This window comes from Paracoccus sp. KKT209 (genome assembly GCF_055635455.1).
The window spans coordinates 15,590-33,946 of sequence record NZ_JBVMWB010000006.1; the positions used below are offsets into that span (position 1 = coordinate 15,590).

An 18,357-nucleotide genomic window follows, 5' to 3' on the forward strand; every position below is an offset into this window, starting at 1 on the left:
AGAGGGGCTGGCGCAACCGATCCAACGGATTAAACTTGTCCGAATGATCGGATTAGACGATGGGACGATGATGGCGATCTGGATGCAGGCGGGATTGTGGGGGCTGGCGGGCGCATCGTCGCTGCTGATCGGCGTCGCGCTGGCATGGTTTGCGCCGTTTCCTAAACGGGTGACGACGGGGTTCATGGCGTTCGGCTGCGGGATCCTGATCTCGGCCGTCAGCTATGACCTGATCCTGGACGGGTTCGGCAAGGCGGGCATCTGGCCGGTGGTGCTGGGGGCCGTGGCGGGGTCAGTGCTGTATACGGTGGCCAACGCGCTGATATCGCGGAATGGCGGGCACCATCGCAAGCGGTCTGGGAAACAGCAGCGGCAGGCGGCACAGGGCGGCGGGTTGGCCATCGCGGCGGGGGCGTTTCTGGACGGGATACCGGAATCGGTCGTGCTGGGGGTGGGAATGCTGGACGACGGCGGCGTCAGCATCGCCATGTTCGCGGCGATCGTCCTGTCGAACTTTCCCGAAGGTCTGTCCAGCGCAGTCGGGATGAAGGCTGCGGGGCGCAGCGCGGGGTATGTGTTCGGCCTGTGGGCGGCGATCGTGCTGTGTTCCGGCGCGGCGGCGCTGATCGGTGCAGCGGCCTTGGGGGATGCGCCGCCCTATCTGCTGGCGGCGGTGAATGCGCTGGCCGCCGGCGCCCTGCTGACCATGATCGCCGATACCATGATCCCCGAGGCGGTAGAGGGCGAACGCGGCGAGACCGGCCATCTGGTCACGCTCGGGTTCCTCGTGGCCTTCGCCTTGTCGCATCTGGGGACTGCCGCATGACGCTGGAACAGCTTCGCATCTTCATCGCCGTGGCCGAACGTCAGCATGTGACCGAGGCCGCCCGCGCGCTGAACCTGACCCAGTCCGCCACCAGCGCCGCCATTGCAGCACTTGAGGAACGCCACGACGTGCGCCTGTTCGACCGCGTGGGGCGCGGCATCGTGCTGACCGATCTGGGCCGCAGCTTCCTGCCCGAGGCGCGGGCGGTGGTGGCGCGGGCCGAGGATGCGGCGGGGTTCCTTGCGGCCTCGATGGGATTGCATCATGGGCGGTTACGGCTGGTGGCCAGCCAGACGGTCGCGAATTACTGGCTGCCCAGGGTCATGCAGACCTTCCAGGCCGCCCATCCGGGGATCGCGTTGACCCTGCGCATCCTGAACACCCATGACGCGTGCCAGGCGGTGGCCGAGGGTGAGGCCGATCTGGGCTTTGTCGAGGATGAGGTGACCTCGCCCGCGTTCACCCTGATCCCCGCCGCAACGGACCGGCTGGTCGTGGTGGCGGCGAAGCCCGTGACCGATCTGGCAGCGGCGACGTGGATCCTGCGCGAACAGGGCTCTGGCACGCGCGCCATTCTGGAACAGGCGCTGGCGGCGGCGGGGATCGTGCCGCGCGTGGGGATGGAGCTTCCCTCGAACGAGGCTGTCCGTGCGGCGGTCGAGGCGGGCACTGGCGTCTCCGCCCTGTCGCGCGTGGTGATAGAGGCATCCTTGGCAGCGGGTCGGTTGTTCGAGATCGCGTTCCCCATCCCGCCGCGCCATTTCAACGCCGTGCGTCCCACCGGCCGCCATGTGAGCCGAGCCGCCCAAGCGTTTCTGGACCGCGCCCTTGGATGAGGTGCTGCGCGCCCTGATGGCGATTGCGTCCACCGACCGGCTGTTCAACCCTTACCGCGACCATGATCCGGCGGTGGAGGCTGCGGGTGCCCCTGAAATGCGCCGCTGCAACCTGCGCGTCTATCTGGAGGCGATGCCGACCGTGGCCGAGATTGCCGCCACCATGCCCGCCCTGCATGCGCTGATCGCGTGGAAACGCCCGTCGCGCATCCTCTGCATCGGGCGCGTGGCCGAACGCGCAGCGCAGGGCCTGCGCGTTCGCGCCACCTATGTCCGCCATCCGGCGCAAGGCGGGTCGGCCGCATTCCGCGAGGGTGTCGCGTCATTCATCGAACAAGGCGATTGATCCAAGCGGAACGATGCATTGGACGGCTGTCTTCCGCGGGCCCACCTGTTCCTGCAACCCATGGGAGGAGACGGTGACCCCATCCACCCCCAGACGCATCGCCGTCACCGGCGCCGCCGTCCAGATCTGCTGTTCCGCATCGCCAAGGGCAATGTCCATGGCCCCGACCGGCCGGTGATCCTACAGCTGCTGGACCTGCCGCAGGCGCAGGATCCTGTTCGCGGCGTGGTGATGCAGCTGCAGGATTGCGCCTTTCCGCTGCTGGTCGAGACCATGGTGACCGACGATCCGGCGACGGCCTTCCGCGATGCGGATGCGGCGTTCTTCGTCGGCTCACGCCCGCGCGGCAAGGGGATGAAGCGGCGCGATCTGCTGTCGGCCAATGCCGAGATCTTCCGCGCCCAAGGCCAAGCGCTGAACGAGACCGCCAAGCATGACGCGAAGGTCGGGGTCGTCGGCAATCCCGCGAACACCAACGCGATGATTCTTTCCGCCAACGCGCCCGACTTCCCGACCGAGAACGTTACCTCGATGATCCGGCTTGACCACGATCGCGCGCTGACGCAGCTGGCCACGAAGGCAGGCGTCGCCGTGGCCGAGATCGACCGGTTGGCCGTCTGGGGCAACCATTCCCCCACCATGTTCGCGGACTGGACCGAAGCCACCGCGCAGGGCATCAAACTGCCCGACCTAATCGGCGACGACGCATGGTCTCGCGACACCCTGATCCCGAACGTTGCCCGGCGCGGCACCGCAATCATCAAGGCGCGGGGCGCATCCTCGGCCGCGTCCGCCGGAAATGCCGCCATCGACCAGATGCATGACTGGATTCACGGCACGGGGGGCAAATGGGTGTCGATGGGCGTCCACTCGAACGGCGAATACGGTATCCCCGAGGGGCTGATGTTAGGCGTTCCGGTCATCTGTGCGAACGGCACATACGAACGCGTCGAAGGTCTGACTTCTACCGATTTCCAGCGCGAGATGATGGCCCGCACCATCGCCGAACTGGAGGAGGAACGCGAGGCTGTCTCAGCTCTTCTGTAAAGAACAGGCCCGCGCAAGGCGGGTCCACCCTATTATTCCGGCACTTCAACGCCCATGCGGTCCAGCATGGCCGTCACCTCGGCAATATCTTTCTTTTGCGCGTCGACGATCTTCTGCGGCATATCGCGCGTCTCGTCATCAGTGCCGTGCTCCAGCTTCACCTCGGCCATGTCGGTGGCGAGGCATTGGTCAGGTTCGCAACATAGATACGCAGTGCGGAGAGAGTTCGCTGTTCCCACCCGAAACGGCAGAGCGGCACCCTTTGCCTCGCATGACGAATGACCGCTATGGGATGAGCGTCGCCCTAAACCATAGTTGGCCTTGCCCGGACCAAGGTCCGGTTTGGGTCGATCACTCTTGCTGCATCTGCATTCGCTGCAGGCGGCATGAGTGTCGTCTAATGGGATGTGCCGGCTGCTTCCCCACCGTCGTGTTATCCTGAACCGGGATCAACCGTGCAACAAGGACAAGCAGCCATGTGTGCCAAGAAACAAGGAAGCCTCGAAAATCTCTCCATAGTCGGTGTCGATATCGGGAAGGACGTGTTCCACCTGGTCGGCTTTGACCGATCGGGCCAGGTCGTTCTGCGGAGGAAGATCAAGCGTCTCGCATTGCAGGAAACATTCGGCATGCTTCCGCGGTGCATCGTCGGGATGGAAGCCTGCCTTAGTGCCCATGTCGTCAGCCGCACTCTGCGTGGGATGGGCTTCGAGCCGCGGATCATACCTGCGATCTACGTGAAGCCTTTCAACAAGGGTCAGAAGAACGACTACAACGATGCCGAGGCCATCGCCGAAGCCGCCTTGCGCCCGAACCTACGAACCGTCCCGGAGAAGAACCAGGACCAGCTTGATCTGCAGGCGCTGCATCGTGTTCGTTCAAGGCTGGTGTCGCGCCGGACCGCGACCATCAACCAGATCCGCGCCTTTCTGATCGAGCATGGGATCACCGTGCGCTCTGGCCTGCGGGCCCTTAACAACTCGTTCGAGGCAATCCTCGATCAGCGCCGGGATGAGATCTCGCCCCGGATGCGCGGGGTTCTGACTGGCCTTCGAGACGATTGGCACTGGCTGGATAAGCGGATCGACCAGCTCTCAGACGAGATCAAGGAGGTCAGCCGGAGTGAGGAAAGCTGTGCCCGGATCATGTCGATCCCCGGCGTCGGCCCGATGATCTCGACGGCGATGGTTGCAGCCATCGGGAAGGGGGAAGCCTTTGACCGAGGGCGCGACTTCGCGGCTTGGGTAGGCTTGGTGCCCCAGCAGTTCAGCACGGGCGGCCGAACAATCCTCGGCAGGATCACCAAGCGGGGCAGTCGGTATCTTCGGATGTTGCTGGTTCAGGCGGCGCGGATCATCATGATGCGCCCCCACCTTTGGCCGAACTTCAGCTTCGGCAACTGGCTGGCCGGAGCCGTGGCACGCATGCCCGGCAACAAGGCCGCCATCGCGCTGGCCAACAAGCTGGCCCGGATCGCCTGGAGCATCTTGCGTCACGGCACCAGCTTTGACGCTGCAAGAGACAGAGACATGGTGATGGAAGCCGTCTGAGGCTTCCTCCGCCATCACGACGTTCGCGAAAGAGAGAACAGCATGGAACGGATCAACTACGCCCCCAGAGTCTGAGAGCCCTAAGGGTCGTCATCGACCTGTCCGCTAATGAGACCAAGGCGCGTGCGTAACCCCATCATGGCCACGGCCCACGAGCCGATCCAACAGGCCGGATACATATGAGCGACTTCCGCAGCCACGCCAAATTCTCAATTGCGAACAGCAGCCGGCACATACATTCGGGCTCTTCGCGTCGATGCTGCCTGGCAGTCGAGAGGCTGCTTTTTTCAGAGATATGGTGATCGCGGGCACCGCGATCGCTGATCCAGAAGACAGCCGCGCCGCCGCTTCGCTCTGGCACGGCTGACGATCTTTGATTTCATTTTTCCGCCTGCCATCCGGCCGGCGATCCGAACACGGGCTCTGGTGCCGCTGCGCGTCAGCCTCCACGGAGAAATCCGGTTCCTCCCACGCGCAAGCGCGCGGGTCCCTCCCAATTTCACCGCTCCGGCCCCGTGTGTCTGATCGCCGTCCGGCCGCAGGTCGGGCTGCGCCCACCCTGCTTTGCCCTTCGGATGACATGAGGTCATCCAAAGTGAAAAGCAGCGATGGCTTCGCCACTGGCGGAACAGGAAGGAGCGCCGCGAAATGTCGGATCAGTTTGGAACACGGGGCAGAGATCGGGCTGCAACCCATCAGAGGCAAACCTTTGTGACAGGAAAGGCAAGCCCGCCTTCGCATCGGGGACAGTCCCCCCTGTTTTCACGCAGTTTTTCTCACCCCTGAAGGCAGGACTATCTGCCCCCTGCCAGCCCATTTTGGGCACCCGACCACGGCGCAAAGACCGGGCGGGATCGTCGCAAAAGAAAGGAAAGCCAAATGGCACTTTTTGAAATCATCACCATGACCGACGACAGCGGCATGAGCCGCGTTGTGACCGATGACCTTGCCGCATGGGTCGATGACATGGGCACCGAAATCACCGGGACCGAGACCCGCGCGAGCCTGCGCACCGAGTTGCAGGGCCAGCCCAAGATTGCCGGTTTCCTTGGCCCTTTCTGGGGCGGCCTGTCCCAGACCGGCGATGCCATCATCCGCTATGAGGATGAAGGCACCTATTCGGCACTGAGCCAGTGAGGGAGCCGAAGATGACCCGTTTTTCTGTCGTGCAGACCGATATTCACCCCGCTCCCTATGTCGCAGCGACGGGCAGCGCCCGGAGTGCCCAAATCCTGGCCCGCCTTGTGCGGGAGCGTTGCCCCGGAAATGCGTTTGGCATCCGCGAAAACGCGGCCTTTGGCGGGCCAAAAAGCAATGGTCTCATTCGCGATTGCGCCCGATCCTTGGAGGTTCAGCGGATCGCAGCGGCTGAACTGTTTGCGGAAGCCGACGAGAACCCCGACCAGCTGGTGAAGTGGCACGTCTATTTCTACGACGCCGGGACAGGGAAATTCCGCTTCACCGTGAACGCCTATCTGGATCACGATTTGCCCGTTCGGGCCAAGTGCGAAGCCGATCCCGAACTTGTCGGGCGCACGGTCGTCTATGGCGATCCGCCCGCGATGGAGACGCTTTACCTGATGCTCGATGCCTTTGCGGCAAAGCAGGAGGCAACGACATGAGCGGGTTTTCCTTCAACGGTTTCGTGGCGGGGGATACCCCCGCCACCTTCACCGACTTTCGCGTGTCGCCGGTCAGGATGATCCGCGAGGGCACGGATGCGGAAGCCATCGAGGTTTGCAGCCCTGCGGGCCGGGCGTTCTGGTCGATCTATGGCGACACCGGCGCAGGCTGGCGGCTTGTCCATGACGCCGAGGCCGACGATGCGGGCCTTGCGCTGGCCGCCTTGTCAGAGAACGCGGCAGCCCGGTTCGAGTATGCCGACCTTGAGACTGTCACTGTCGCCGGGACGCTGGCCGATCTTGCCGACCGCCTGGCCGAACGCATCCACGACGAAATCCCCGGTTACGAGAACCCGGAAGATTTTCGCGGTGACGACTTCGACGCGCACCCGCTGTCCGAGCTGCGCGAGCAAATCCTTGAAGCCATCGAGAGCGAGGCAGCAGCATGAACACCCGCACCACCTTCAGCGCCGGCGCACTGGTCGCACCGATGAACATCATGAGCATTTGTGCCGCCCGTGAGGCCGCGCTGACGCAGATGCAGGACGCCATCGGCACCCTGTCGGACGGCTACAGCCGCGCACTGGACGCGGCCGAGACAGCCAAGGGAGCGACCGCGGGGCATTCCTGCTATCTGCACTACAGCGACAACGAGGCCGTCAAATCGGACCTGTTTTCCACCTTCGACCCTGTTGCCGTCCTGTCCCGGTACAAGCGCACCCTCGATGCCGCAATCTGGTTGCGGATCGTTGAGGAAAGCCGCCTCAAAGAAATCATGGACCGCACCGAGCGGGACCAGCTGGACAAGCAGATGGGCGCAGATGACATGCCCGAGCCGACGCTTGAGAACATCCGCGCCACCTTGGAACGCCTGACCCTCGATGCCGACCTGATTTTCATGCGGGGCGTGGCCCGCGCCTTTTCCGAACTGGACCCGTCTTTCAAGAGCCATGACGCCTTCAAGATCGGCAAACGCATGATCTTCACATGGGTTTTCGATGATGGCGGCTACTGGTCCTATTCCGGCAGGGGCGAACAGATGCGACGCACCTTGGCGGACGTCGAGCGGGTGTTTTCGCAACTGTCCGGGCAGCGGAGCTACGGCGATCTTGAGGGCGCGATCAATGCCGCCCGGCGCGGCGGATGGGGCGCGCGGCAAACTGAGATCGAGACTGAGTATTTCACGGCCCGATGCTTCAAGAACGGCAACCTGCACCTGTGGGTCAAGGATGCGGACCTGCTGCGGAAGGTCAATCAGGTCCTGGCGAACTATTACGGCGAAGTGCTGGCCGATGCCGCCGGGGCCGACGAGCAGCCCGCCGACTTCCGCACTGGCACTGCCGTTGCCAAGGATCTTGCCTTCTACCCGACGCCTGCGGCGACGGTCGAAGAATTGCTTTCTGATCTGACGATCAAGGCTGGCACCCGTGTTCTTGAGCCAAGCGCCGGGATCGGCGCCATCGTCCGGCCTGTCTTGAAGATGGGCGCAACCGTGGACGCTATTGAAATCCACCCGGACCGGGCAGCGGCATTGCGGGGCATGGCTCACCCTGCGCTGAAGGTTCATTGCGCAAATTTCCTGAAGGTCACGCCTGCGCCGGTCTATGACCTGATCCTGATGAACCCGCCGTTTTCAGGCACGCATTTCATGGATCACGTCAAACATGCGTGGGACTTCCTTGCGCCGGGCGGCGAGCTGCGCGCGATCCTACCCGCGTCCGCCGAGGTCGGATCGACCGCGAAGCATGAGCGGTTCCGGGCATGGGCCGCACAGCATTCCCCGCGCGGCTATCGGTGCCGCCAGTGGCGCGACCTGCCGCCCGAGAGCTTCGCCAGCGTGGGCGTCCGCATTAATACCGTGGTGCTGACCCTTCAGAAGTGCTAGGCAAAACCTACTCCTTTTTGCGACGGAGTAACTCAGGCCCCGCTTCGGCGGGGCCATTTTCATATGTTTTGCTGTGAGCCCCCAAGGCCGGGAAGCGGAATACCCGCTAAGAGCGGGCATCAGCTATTAGGCGAACGCGCTTCGCGCGTAACAGGGTTAAGACATTGAGACCTAGAGATGCCGAGCCAAGGCATTAAGTAGCCCCGACTGCTTCGCAGCCGGGGCTTCCTATTTTTCCTCAATCCGATTAGATGAGGTTGTCGATCCAGACAGCCTCTTCGGAGGTAGCCTCGCAGCGTTGCAATCGCTGCGGGGCATTTTTCTTAGCCAGGGACACACCTGACTAAGCCTTCAGCCGGATCAGATATGCCACTAGTGCATTCTGACGATCGCTACCAAAAGCTGGGCGACCATGAGGAAAAGAACAGCGTTCTCGTACGCCATCTTCTCTCTCCTTTCTGCCCGCTACCGTAGTTTCTAACCCCGAGGTGTCGGATTAGACTTGGCGGTTCGGACCATGTTGAGCCATAGCAGCGGCTCAATTCTGTTCGGCAATAAACGCAGCAAAGCGGGTCATACGCTCATTCCCTGGTGGCTCGCTCGGAGCTAAGTCCCAGATATAGCGTCAAAACGCGGCTGGCAATGTCTTGACAGGGATTGGCCCGATGGTTTCAGGCAGATGTGGCAAGACCGCGAAAATCGGCTTCTATCGCAGAATAGCGTGCTGTCATAAGGGCCTTGCGGTGGTTTCTTATGGCGTGAATTCGGGGGGGTAAAGCCGGACGGTCACATGCCCGTGGCGTCTTGCCGTAAGAATTGACAGCAGGTGCGGGCAACGCTTCGACGGCGTGGGATAGGTCGCTTAGATCGGCTGAATGGCCAGACCGGCGAGTAAATCATGAGCCGAAAACCCCTGAAACAGGGTCGGCTTGATCAATAGGATGCGGCAGAAGTTGTCGGTTCTGATACGGGCATCACGCAGTATTTCCAGTCAGAATAATAGGTCTACTTACTTGGGCGTCCCCTTCGGGCCGCGTCCCCGGTTCCGGCCGGCAAGACCGGCCTCCACCCGAGCTGGTCGGGGCGATGCGCCCGGCTGCGCTGCACGGTTGAATGTCTCGTCCCGAGCCATCCCCCCGCACACCGGTCCTGGGCGCCCTGCCCCGTCCATCTCGTCCCTGACGGGCGGGACCGCTGACGCGAGGCGCACCCGGTTGTCCAGTCGCGCGCCGGGAACGACCTTGGGAGTGAAGGCGCGGGACCGCAGCAGGCCCGCGCGAGACATCAAGGATCGAGCAAGGGCCTGTGGGCAACCGGGTGCGGCTTGCGGCAGCTGCGGCACAGACCCACCGCGGCCTCTTTCAGAATAACGAGATCCCCGCGCCAGGCGCGGCGATCGAGACGCAGGGGGGATTTGGACAAGCCAAACGCCCCCTGCCCTTGTTGGGCCAGGCGCTGCGCGCCTGTCCGTCAGGGGACCGCTGGTCCCCCACCGCAACACGAAAATGCTGCACGTCCTGCGGGGCCGTGTCCTCGCGCTTCGCGCTGCGGGCCGCACCACCCCCTTGTCCGCTGGATTTTCCCATTGCGGCGGTTCCCCCCCTGCCCTCGCCGGGAGGCAAGGGTTCAGGAGAGGGGCGCGCTTCGCGCTTCCTCGCCTGACCCCCCGCCCATTTTGGGCACCCGACCACGGCGCAAAGACCGGGCGGGATCGTCGCAAAGAAAGGAAAGCCAAATGGCTAAATCGTTCGACCTCTACCAGCATGTCACCGACAGCATCATTGCCAGCATCGAGTCCGGCACCCCCGCATGGCGCAAGCCTTGGACCGGCGAGAAAGGCGGCGCACCGTTCCCGCTGCGCAGCAACGGAGAACCCTATTCCGGCATCAATGTCCTGATGCTGTGGCTTGCCGCCGACGCCAAGGGCTATCGCGCCCCGTTCTGGTTCACCTATCGCCAAGCGCAAGAAGCGGGCGGACAGGTCCGCAAGGGTGAGAAATGCGCCACGGTTGTCAAATATGGGACGTTTGACCGCGAGGACAAAGACACCGGCGAGGAACGCCGCCTGCCCTACCTGAAATCTTACAGCGTGTTCAACGCCGAGCAGATCGAGGGGCTGGCCCCGGAATACTATGGCACCCCCGCCGAGACCGCGCGCGATCTTGGGACCGAACCCGACCCGGCGCTTGATGCTTTCTTTGCCGCGACCGGGGCCGACATTCGCACCAGCGACGAACCGCAAGCCTACTACAACCCCGCCGCCGACCATATCCACATGCCCCCGATTGCCACCTTTCACGATGCGGCAGGCTATTATGGGACGCTGGCCCATGAGGCTTGCCATTGGACTGGACACAGCACCCGCCTTGACCGCTTTTCCCGTTTCACCGACCGCAAGGCTTATGCGTTCGAGGAACTGATTGCCGAGATCGGCAACTGCATGGTCTGCGCGCAGCTTGGCCTGACCCCCGACTTTGCCCAATCCGGGGCTTATCTGAAAAGCTGGCTGCGCGCCTTGAACGACGACAAACGTTTGATCTTCAAAGCCGCCAGCGAGGCCCAGAAAGCCGCCGATTTGCTGACCAAGCGCCAGCACGTCGAAAAAGAAAGGGCGGCCGCGTGAGCGGCCCCCTGCCCGACCTGTCGTGCCGCAAATGCGGCACGACCAATCCCCCGGTCTATCTGGCTCCTGTCACAGTCGGCGGAACCGGAACCTGCATCTGCATCGGTTGCGCGGAGGCGCGCGGTTGGCTGGACCGGGATGGAAACGTGAAACCGGGGATTGCGCTATGATCTGACCAATCGACAGCCGCGTTGGCGAAAGGTTGGGGGGCTGATGACCCCCCTGCCCTGCCCCTCTGTCCTGGCGCGCAGGGAGAATGTCGGGCGGGCGCGCCGGCAGCTTCGCTGCCAGCCCGCCCGCCCAAGGCTTCGCCTTACATCGCAGCGCGGCAAGCCGCGCCACATGAACCTGCTGCGTTTCACGCAGACGCCGCCTGACGGCGGCTTTGGGCGGCGGCTGCGCCGCCGCGGGTGCATGGGGAAAGGTGCCGCTTTACGGGATGGATTTGACCACAGCCCACTCGCGTCCCTTCGCTCTATGGGGGCCGTTCCGCTCGCGGTCTGCAAGCCCGTGGCCTCAAGGGCCACGGGTGGACAAATCCAGCTCAGATGCTTTTTCCACGACCAAATGAAACGATGATTAGATACAGGCGCGAAGTGGTTTTTAGAGGTCTGCGCCACAAGACACGGGCAAAGGTGACCCTGTGTCTATCATGTAAGTCTGATTGAAAGCAGTCAGCTCAATTGCTGACCCGCCCTTCAATACGGCAACAACATCGTCCCAATCAGCTTCGTCACGAGAGATTGCCGCACCGGCAATCATGGTTCCGGTGAATGTATGGGCGTCAGACTTCAGGCTATACGGGCCTTCTAAAGGCTGGCCCTGGATCTCGACCTGCAGGTGATTTGTAGGTGGAATGAATGCCCCGTCAGGGTCGCAGACAGCAGTCAAAGATATACCTTCAGATGATGCAGTATATATATGAAGCCCGCGAAAGTCCGTCGCCTCGTCCCAAGCAAATGCTGGCGCTGCAAGAATGCAAAGGGCTATTGCCGCGCTAGAAAAGCGATAGGTCATTTTGAGAAATCCTTGATAGTCTGATCTAGGCTGGAAAACCATGACGGCTCCACTTGGCCTAGTAGCAGCTTTGAACGAGGCGCTGTCGCACCGCCGCGTACCTGCGCTTGGATTGCTTCGAGGGTTTCAGGCTTGATCCGAGTATTGAGGCGACACCCCCATCCTCCGGCCCCGGATGGTTCGGCTACCTGGGCGACATATCGTGGCTCAAACTTGATAGTCGGTAGACGGCTGAGAGCAGCTTTCATGAGGTCTTCAACGTCGAACCCCGCTGATTGCAGCTTCACCAATGGCGCAACATGCCTTTTCAGAACCCTTAGCCGAAGCGTCAAAGGCAAGGCTTTTGTCTCCCTGTCACGAGGCGGCACCACGAGATCGACAAGTTCATTCGTTGTTTCAGTAGATGAATGTTTGCTTGCCACCTTCGTCATTTCAGCCGTGCGTGCCGTATCAGCATCCTTGCGAGGCGAAGGTGCGAGGCTTTCTTCTGCTGCCGGAACTTCAGGTGTGTCGATGCGCGTCGGTTGCTCAGATTGCCGCATATTTTCTGCGGAAGGTTTGTCGACAATGCGCTGGCGCTTTTGTGCGAAAGCATTGACTGCGCTTTCATCGAGCGGTTTGAGAATTGATTCACGCGCTGGCTTCTTAGGTTTGTGAAACCCCGTTGCGTCTTCACGGGTAGTCTTGATCAACTCACGCGCCATCTTCTTCCCTCATTTTGCGCCCGCTGAAGACGTTGTTGATCAGAGTAATCGCATGGGACATTGCAACTTCCCAATGAGTGACCCTGACGCGATCCTTCGGATCTGGACTGGTCCTCATTTTTTCAATGATGGCCCCCAAGACGCCCTGTTCGTCCATTTCCCGATACTGCGCCTTCTCAGGAACCATCGTATAGAGGGGATTGAACTGATCTATGATTTCATAGTGTCGTTCAAACTCGCGCTCACCGATTTTGTCTGGCTTCGGGTTCCCTCTAACATGGGTAAACAAGCCCGGTTGCACTCTGGCGAGCACGATATGCAATGCCGGAAGCGCATTGGGGTTTTCCGAACGCTCCTTGAGGTCATTATACCAAGACAAGGTTTCTGAGGCTCTTTTTCTGTCACCCCTTGCATTCATGCAAGGAACCAGAAGAACGTCTGAAACACTTGCCAATTCTACAGCATAATCGACGCCCTCTCCTTTGGTGTCGATGATAATGAAGTCAACTTCCGGCTCATATTTATTGATAACCTCAAAAAGCTCATCGCCGGTTTCAGCGCGCCGGGCTATAAGCTTCTCGTCAGTCAGATTGTTTTGGACGCCTGTCTGCCACCACTCTACAGAGTCATCGCTTTCATCCATATCTATGAGAAGGCATTTTTTGCCCGTAAAAAGAAACGCCGATGCCATCAACTTTGTCATCGTTGATTTCCCTGCGCCTCCCTTTTTGCTCATCATACTAATGACGATTGCCATTCGGTAACTCCGCTTGGATAGGCTCGCTTTTCTGGAGCCAAATGCTAGTCACGCTTTTTGGTCCAGCTATTCATTCAAGCAGTATGTCGAGACGGAATGTCTGGTCAACATGTCGTGTCTTCATGTCGTGTCTATTTGTCTGGTCAGTGTGTCTTGTCTGCATGTCGTGTCAGTGTGTCTTGTCTGCATGTCGTGTCGTCGTGTCGTGTCGGCGTGTCGTGTCGGCGTGTCGTGTCTGCATGTCTTGTCAGCGTGTCGTGTCTGCTTGCCTTGTCGGCGTGTCGTGTCTGTTCTTCTTGTCGGCATGTCGTGTCTGCGACTGTTGTCTGGCATCTGGCGCAGGCAGGTGGCCTTAGGGCCATTTTCCGTCATTCACACAGTGATTTGCCCAACTGGTAATTCCGGTGAGGCGCACCAGCGGCTCCTGGAGGGCCTTTGGACGCCCGAAGGCGGGTTTCTGCAACCCACCCCACGACCGGAGGTGACTTTCGGCCTCAGCGACGCGCTGCGGCCCTCTGCGGCCATCCTTCGGGTGCATGCTTCGCTGCACCCTCAGTCCAGGCAAATTGAACGACACCCTCGCCTAAAAGCCGAATTCCTTGACAGTCTTCGACTTTTAGGCGAGGGTGTCGTGGTTGATTGGCAAGAAATGCAACCGTAATTTTTTACACTTTGGACATGGCAGGAAGAACGAAAAAGATCACGCCTGCCGACGAGAGAAAGATCGTCGCATCCGTCCGTGCTGGCGTGCCCGTGGCCGTGCTGGCAAAGACCTATGGCGTGACACGACCGACCATTTACCGCGCCGTTCGCAGCTTCCACGACAAGGCCAAGGTTTCGGATACAAGCACGGCGCCTGTCTCATTCACGGTGAACCGGGATAGCCTTTTGGCCTTCGATGCCTTCACGGGACGGCTTGGATTGAAGAGCCGGGCAGACGCTTTGCGCCGCGTGTGTTACGTTCCTGCCGGGTTCCTAGAGCCTGATCCAGACCTGGCTGGTGCCCTGCGCGACGTGGCGCGGGAGCTTTCGGCCATCGGTCGAAACGTGAACCAGCTGGTCGCCACCAAGAACTACGAGGTCCGGCGTGGCGAGAAGCTGAAGCTAAGCAAGCCGCAGCAGCAGGTTCTCAGCGATCTTCTCGAACACATCGACGGTGTGTCCGCCCAGATCCGCGAGATGGAAGGCAAGCGCGCCTCGGAGACGGTCCGCCGCTTCGTGGCCGGGATGACGGGGGCAGAACATGGGACGGACTAATGCCGTTGCCGGTGTCTCCACCAGGCTCTTCGAGGACGGTTGGGACAAGATCAAGGGTGGCAGGCAGCTGTCCGGCGCCCGGCACATGGCGCGCGCTGCGCAGGGGGCATCGCCAGCCTTTTTCAAGATGATCCGCACGGGTGGCTGTGCCTCCAAGGGGCAGCTGTCGTCGCAGTTCAGCTACCTGTTCAGCAAGAGCGTGGACGTGCATGATTCACGCGGTCTTCTGGACGGTGAGAAGCGTCTGACGCCGGAGCAGATCGAGCGTGCCGTATCGCGCTGGACCGACGACTGGCGGGGCCAGATGAACGCGGCCCGGACAAGCCACATGGTCATGTCGTTTCCGCGCGGAGCCAAGCCCGCGCATGTCAGTCTGATCGCCGGCGAGATCTGCAAGGAGAAGCTTGGCGGGCGGTTCGACTACATGGTGGCGGTCCATACCGACAGCCCGAACAAGAACCCGCACGCCCATATCATCGTCAACCGGCGGGGCAGGGAGCCGGGGGATTACTTCACCCTCCGTCAGGGTACCGAATACACCTACCAAGCCTTCAAGGAGGCGATGGTGGATCATGCCGCCCGCTATGGCATCCAGCTTGAGGCCACGACGCGCCTGCAGCGCGGGCATATCAACTACCCCCCCACGGATGGCGAGTGGCGGCGGGCAAAGGAAAAGGCTGTGACGACAGGCACTGCCTTCGAGGCCCCTTCGGGCAGGCCTCGGACCGGTGACGCGCTGAGCCGTGCCACCGAGGAGGTCCGCGATTGGTCCCTGCGCTATCGCGACCTTGCGAGCTACGCCTCGCAAGCGAATTTGCAGGATTTGGCTACCGCATTTGAGAAGGCATCAGCCGTCCTGTCCCAGGGCGGCGTCATTGTATCCAAGGGAGAACCTTACATGTCCGTCCAAGATGATTTTGACAAAGCCGCGGAGGGCCTGCGGCGCGCGGTTGATGACGCGGAGGTGCGGATTGCCGACGCGGCCCCGAACCAGCGACCGGCCATGGAACGCAAGCTGTCTGAGGCGCTGTCCTCGGTGGAGCATATGCAGCCGCTCGGCACCCGGTCGCGCGATCTGAGCGAAGCAGCCAGCGCGGAGGGCATTTATTCGGCGCAGAACGTTCAGGATGTGAATACCCGTTTTGCGCTGGAAGGCCGCGACAAGCTGAGTGCAGCCCTGGACGGGACCGGCATCGATCCGGTCGAGGTCGAGGCCCGGATGCGGGTTGCGGCCCATTCCGCGGCTCTGGAAACCCGGTGGGTCCAGCAGGATTTGCAGGCTGTCGCTGATCTGCGCGGGCTTGATCTGCGCGATGAGGCGCAGCTGGAGCAGGCTATCGCGGTTGTCGATGCGGCCTATGATCGGGTGGCGGCTGACTATGGCGTCGATGACGCCATCCATCAACGCGCGGCCGCACAGCGTGGGGCGGCGATCGAGACGTCCGAGCCGGGCCATGATGCCGCCGCCCAGATCGAACGTGTCCGCGAGGCCGATGCGCAGGAGCGGGCGCCCGTCACGTCCATCGGGTCGCGCGATGGTGCAGGCACCGATCACACTGAGCTGGCCCGCTACGCCAACCCCGTCGGTGCCGAAGACGAACGCAAGCTGCGCGAGGCCATCGAGCGGTTGCTGACCCGTGAGGAACTGGCGGCGTTGAAGAACGGCGATGCGGAGGTTCTGCGCGGCGTCGGGGATCGGGAGGCCCAGTTGACCCTGGCGCGGGATTATCTGCGCGCCAGCAACGATCCGACTGCGCAGCAGGGCATCGAGCGTGTGAGCGACGAGCTGACCGCCGAGCGTGACCGCGTTCGTCAGGAACGCGGCCATGAAGGAGGCGGCCATGAATAAGCTGCGTCTTCTCGGTGGCGTCCTTCTGTTTGCCCTGGTTGCAACAGGGTTCGCCTACGTGATCGGAACCGGATTCCTGTCATTCCGCTATGGCTTCAACGGGCAGTATTTGGATTGGACCTGGATTGCGACCGGATATTTCGCACTCAAGAACAACGATCCGCAAGCCTTCCAGATTATCAATCTGATCTGGGGCGGTTTCATTATTCTATCCCTTCTTTTTTCGGCCAAGGTTCTGACGGAGGGACTGACCACATTTGGTCGTGCCCACTGGCAAAGCCGCCGAGAGTTGAGAGCTAATAAGTTTTTCAAAGAACCTGGACGCGGCTTTGTGGTTGGTAAAATCGGATCACCAAGAGGCAGGGGGAAGTTTCTGTGTTCGGCATCTTTTCCGCATTGCCTGTTGGTGGCCCCGACCGGTGCAGGGAAAGGCATCAGCTTTGTTATTCCAAACCTGCTGCTGTTTCAGGGCAGTGCGGTTGTCCTCGACGTCAAAGGCGAGAACTTCGAACTGACCAGCCGCCATCGCCGGTCGATGGGGGATAAAATCTGGCGCTTCGCCCCGCTGGATTGGGAGAAGCCGAGCCATCGTTATAATCCCCTGGACCGGATCAACGCGCTGCCGAATGCAGATCAACGGCAGATGGAGATTCGTCTTCTCGCAGAACTCTTTCTGCAAACCGAAGACGATAGCGCCAAGGGTCTGCTGGACGGGGGCATCGACCTCTTTGTGGCTTGTGGCATTTTCGCGATTGAACGAGGCACGCCGACCTTGGGCGAGATTTACCGTCTGGCATCGGCAGGGGGCGACAAGCAGAAGCAGTATCTGTCCTATGCTGACAAGGTGCAAAGCCCTGCCGCGCGCCTGATGTTCGAGCGGCTGGCCTCGACCAATGACCGCACCCTGACGTCCTACCTGTCGCTCTTGATGACTTCGGGCCTCAGCCTGTGGTCCAACCCTGCAATCGACCGCGCGACCGAGACAAGCGATTTCAGCTTTCACGATTTCCGCCGCACGCCGCAGACCGCGTATTTTGTGGCACCGCCGCATGACAAGATCAGGGCAGTTGCGCCCCTGGTCCGGCTGTTCTTCTCCGACTTGCTGTCCAGCCTGCATAGCCATCTGCCCGGCGAAGAAGAGCCTTGGCCTGTCATGATCATGCTGGACGAGTTTGACATGCTGGGCCGCATGCCGAGCGTGACAGACAGCATCAAGACCTTGCGGGCCTATGGCGGGCATCTGGCGATCGTTACGCAGACCATCCCGGCCTTGGACAAGATCTATGGCGAGGACACCCGACTATCGCTGCAGGGCGGGGCAGGGGTCAAAATCTACCTTGCGCCGTCCGAGCAGCGCACGAAGTCTGAACTGTCTGCTGCGGTCGGCAAGACCACGCACCGGGTTACGTCAAAGTCCAAGACCATCGGCAAGGGGCCCTTCGCAGGGGTCAATATTTCCGAACGGAGCGAGGACCGCGATCTTTTGACCGAGGACGAAGCCGGCAGGTTGCACGAGGACACGGTGATCATCCTCGCGAACGGTCAGCATCCGATCAAAGCGACCCGGATCAAGTATTTTGACGACCGGGTGCTGAAGCCCATCTTCCTTGGACAGAAGGGGCAGCTGCCAGCCCCCGATCCGAAAGACGCGGCCATTCGTGATCTGCGAGGAGATCTGGTCAGAACCACCCATCAGCTGGAGGCTTTGACCAACAAGGTTCAAGAGGTTTCCAAAAGAAGCAGGGTTAAAGCGGCGTTGCCGTCTCTGGTTTTCAAAGCACCGGACGATCCTAAAAAGGCGAAACTTACGGTTGGAGAACCGCAATCTGAAGGAAAGGCGAACAGGCCGGAAGCGGTTGAGAAAGAACCTGGCAAGGCTGCGTTCGTCATGCGCCGGAAGCGTGAACTAACTAACACTGAAGTCCAGCAGACCGAAATCGTCACTGACGATAAAAAGGTTCAGGCGCTACTGGCTGCCCGCGTCAATGTAGAGGCTGTCAAAGCTGACAAAGAAGAGATGATGACGGCTTAGAAATGG

General features: G+C 61.2%; 17 protein-coding genes and 1 pseudogene. 14 read left to right on the top strand and 4 right to left on the bottom strand.

Annotation, left to right across the window (positions count from 1 at the left end):
• The first annotated feature begins 70 nt into the window (after positions 1-70).
• From ACZ2G3_RS20515 to ACZ2G3_RS20530, 4 genes and pseudogenes are all read left to right on the top strand, one after another.
• Positions 71-826 (top strand): ZIP family metal transporter, encoded by a 756-nt coding sequence (locus ACZ2G3_RS20515; RefSeq protein ID WP_470400304.1) that lies wholly within the window; start codon positions 71-73, stop codon positions 824-826.
• On the top strand, positions 823-1,662 hold the full coding sequence (locus ACZ2G3_RS20520) for a LysR family transcriptional regulator (RefSeq protein WP_470400270.1): 840 nt from the start codon (positions 823-825) through the stop codon (positions 1,660-1,662). The genes ACZ2G3_RS20515 and ACZ2G3_RS20520 overlap by 4 nt, the downstream gene beginning before the upstream one ends.
• Before the next feature lies 1 nt (position 1,663).
• On the top strand, positions 1,664-2,008 hold the full coding sequence (locus ACZ2G3_RS20525) for a uracil-DNA glycosylase family protein (RefSeq protein WP_470400306.1): 345 nt from the start codon (positions 1,664-1,666) through the stop codon (positions 2,006-2,008).
• A gap of 73 nt (positions 2,009-2,081) precedes the next feature.
• Positions 2,082-3,055, top strand: a pseudogene (locus ACZ2G3_RS20530) (malate dehydrogenase).
• Between the two features lie 32 nt (positions 3,056-3,087).
• Here the strand turns inward: ACZ2G3_RS20530 and ACZ2G3_RS20535 are convergent.
• Entirely contained in the window at positions 3,088-3,225 is a 138-nt protein-coding gene (locus tag ACZ2G3_RS20535; RefSeq protein ID WP_470400272.1) for a hypothetical protein, read from the bottom strand.
• A gap of 306 nt (positions 3,226-3,531) precedes the next feature.
• Here ACZ2G3_RS20535 and ACZ2G3_RS20540 point away from each other — a divergent pair, with 306 nt between their 5' ends.
• The 7 genes from ACZ2G3_RS20540 (at position 3,532) to ACZ2G3_RS20570 (ending at position 10,905) form a co-directional block, all read left to right on the top strand.
• Complete coding sequence (locus ACZ2G3_RS20540) at positions 3,532-4,605, top strand: IS110 family RNA-guided transposase (protein WP_273742991.1); 1,074 nt, start codon at positions 3,532-3,534, stop codon at positions 4,603-4,605.
• 879 nt (positions 4,606-5,484) lie between these two features.
• Positions 5,485-5,742: a hypothetical protein gene (locus ACZ2G3_RS20545; RefSeq protein ID WP_045983957.1), complete on the top strand. Its 258-nt coding sequence runs from the start codon at positions 5,485-5,487 to the stop codon at positions 5,740-5,742.
• Between the two features lie 11 nt (positions 5,743-5,753).
• Positions 5,754-6,227, top strand: a complete 474-nt coding sequence (locus tag ACZ2G3_RS20550) for a hypothetical protein (RefSeq protein ID WP_470400274.1) — start codon at positions 5,754-5,756, stop codon at positions 6,225-6,227.
• Positions 6,224-6,676: a hypothetical protein gene (locus ACZ2G3_RS20555; protein ID WP_470400276.1), complete on the top strand. Its 453-nt coding sequence runs from the start codon at positions 6,224-6,226 to the stop codon at positions 6,674-6,676. Before ACZ2G3_RS20550 ends, ACZ2G3_RS20555 begins: the two co-directional genes overlap by 4 nt.
• A complete protein-coding gene (locus tag ACZ2G3_RS20560; protein WP_470400277.1) occupies positions 6,673-8,112 on the top strand; it encodes a DUF4942 domain-containing protein in 1,440 nt (479 codons plus the stop codon). The genes ACZ2G3_RS20555 and ACZ2G3_RS20560 overlap by 4 nt, the downstream gene beginning before the upstream one ends.
• A 1,735-nt stretch (positions 8,113-9,847) precedes the next feature.
• Positions 9,848-10,735, top strand: a complete 888-nt coding sequence (locus tag ACZ2G3_RS20565) for an ArdC family protein (RefSeq protein WP_470400308.1) — start codon at positions 9,848-9,850, stop codon at positions 10,733-10,735.
• Positions 10,732-10,905: a hypothetical protein gene (locus tag ACZ2G3_RS20570; protein ID WP_470400279.1), complete on the top strand. Its 174-nt coding sequence runs from the start codon at positions 10,732-10,734 to the stop codon at positions 10,903-10,905. The genes ACZ2G3_RS20565 and ACZ2G3_RS20570 overlap by 4 nt, the downstream gene beginning before the upstream one ends.
• 433 nt (positions 10,906-11,338) lie before the next feature.
• On the opposite strand, the gene ACZ2G3_RS20575 is transcribed toward ACZ2G3_RS20570, so the two are convergent.
• The 3 genes from ACZ2G3_RS20575 to ACZ2G3_RS20585 are packed head-to-tail and all read right to left on the bottom strand — an operon-like array spanning position 11,339 to position 13,213.
• Positions 11,339-11,752, bottom strand: coding sequence for a hypothetical protein (locus tag ACZ2G3_RS20575; RefSeq protein WP_470400280.1), 414 nt, complete (start codon positions 11,750-11,752; stop codon positions 11,339-11,341).
• A complete protein-coding gene (locus ACZ2G3_RS20580; RefSeq protein ID WP_470400282.1) occupies positions 11,749-12,456 on the bottom strand; it encodes a hypothetical protein in 708 nt (235 codons plus the stop codon). The genes ACZ2G3_RS20575 and ACZ2G3_RS20580 overlap by 4 nt, the downstream gene beginning before the upstream one ends.
• Positions 12,446-13,213 carry a ParA family protein gene (locus ACZ2G3_RS20585; protein WP_373947236.1) on the bottom strand — a complete coding sequence of 256 codons (768 nt, stop codon included), beginning with the start codon at positions 13,211-13,213 and terminating at the stop codon, positions 12,446-12,448. The genes ACZ2G3_RS20580 and ACZ2G3_RS20585 overlap by 11 nt, the downstream gene beginning before the upstream one ends.
• Before the next feature lie 639 nt (positions 13,214-13,852).
• On the opposite strand from ACZ2G3_RS20585, the gene ACZ2G3_RS20590 reads away from it, so the two are divergent.
• The 3 genes from ACZ2G3_RS20590 to ACZ2G3_RS20600 are packed head-to-tail and all read left to right on the top strand — an operon-like array spanning position 13,853 to position 18,351.
• On the top strand, positions 13,853-14,470 hold the full coding sequence (locus ACZ2G3_RS20590) for a helix-turn-helix domain-containing protein (protein WP_470400284.1): 618 nt from the start codon (positions 13,853-13,855) through the stop codon (positions 14,468-14,470).
• Complete coding sequence (locus ACZ2G3_RS20595; RefSeq protein WP_470400286.1) at positions 14,457-16,319, top strand: relaxase/mobilization nuclease domain-containing protein; 1,863 nt, start codon at positions 14,457-14,459, stop codon at positions 16,317-16,319. The genes ACZ2G3_RS20590 and ACZ2G3_RS20595 overlap by 14 nt, the downstream gene beginning before the upstream one ends.
• Positions 16,312-18,351 (top strand): type IV secretory system conjugative DNA transfer family protein, encoded by a 2,040-nt coding sequence (locus ACZ2G3_RS20600; RefSeq protein WP_470400287.1) that lies wholly within the window; start codon positions 16,312-16,314, stop codon positions 18,349-18,351. The genes ACZ2G3_RS20595 and ACZ2G3_RS20600 overlap by 8 nt, the downstream gene beginning before the upstream one ends.
• Positions 18,352-18,357 lie beyond the last annotated feature (6 nt).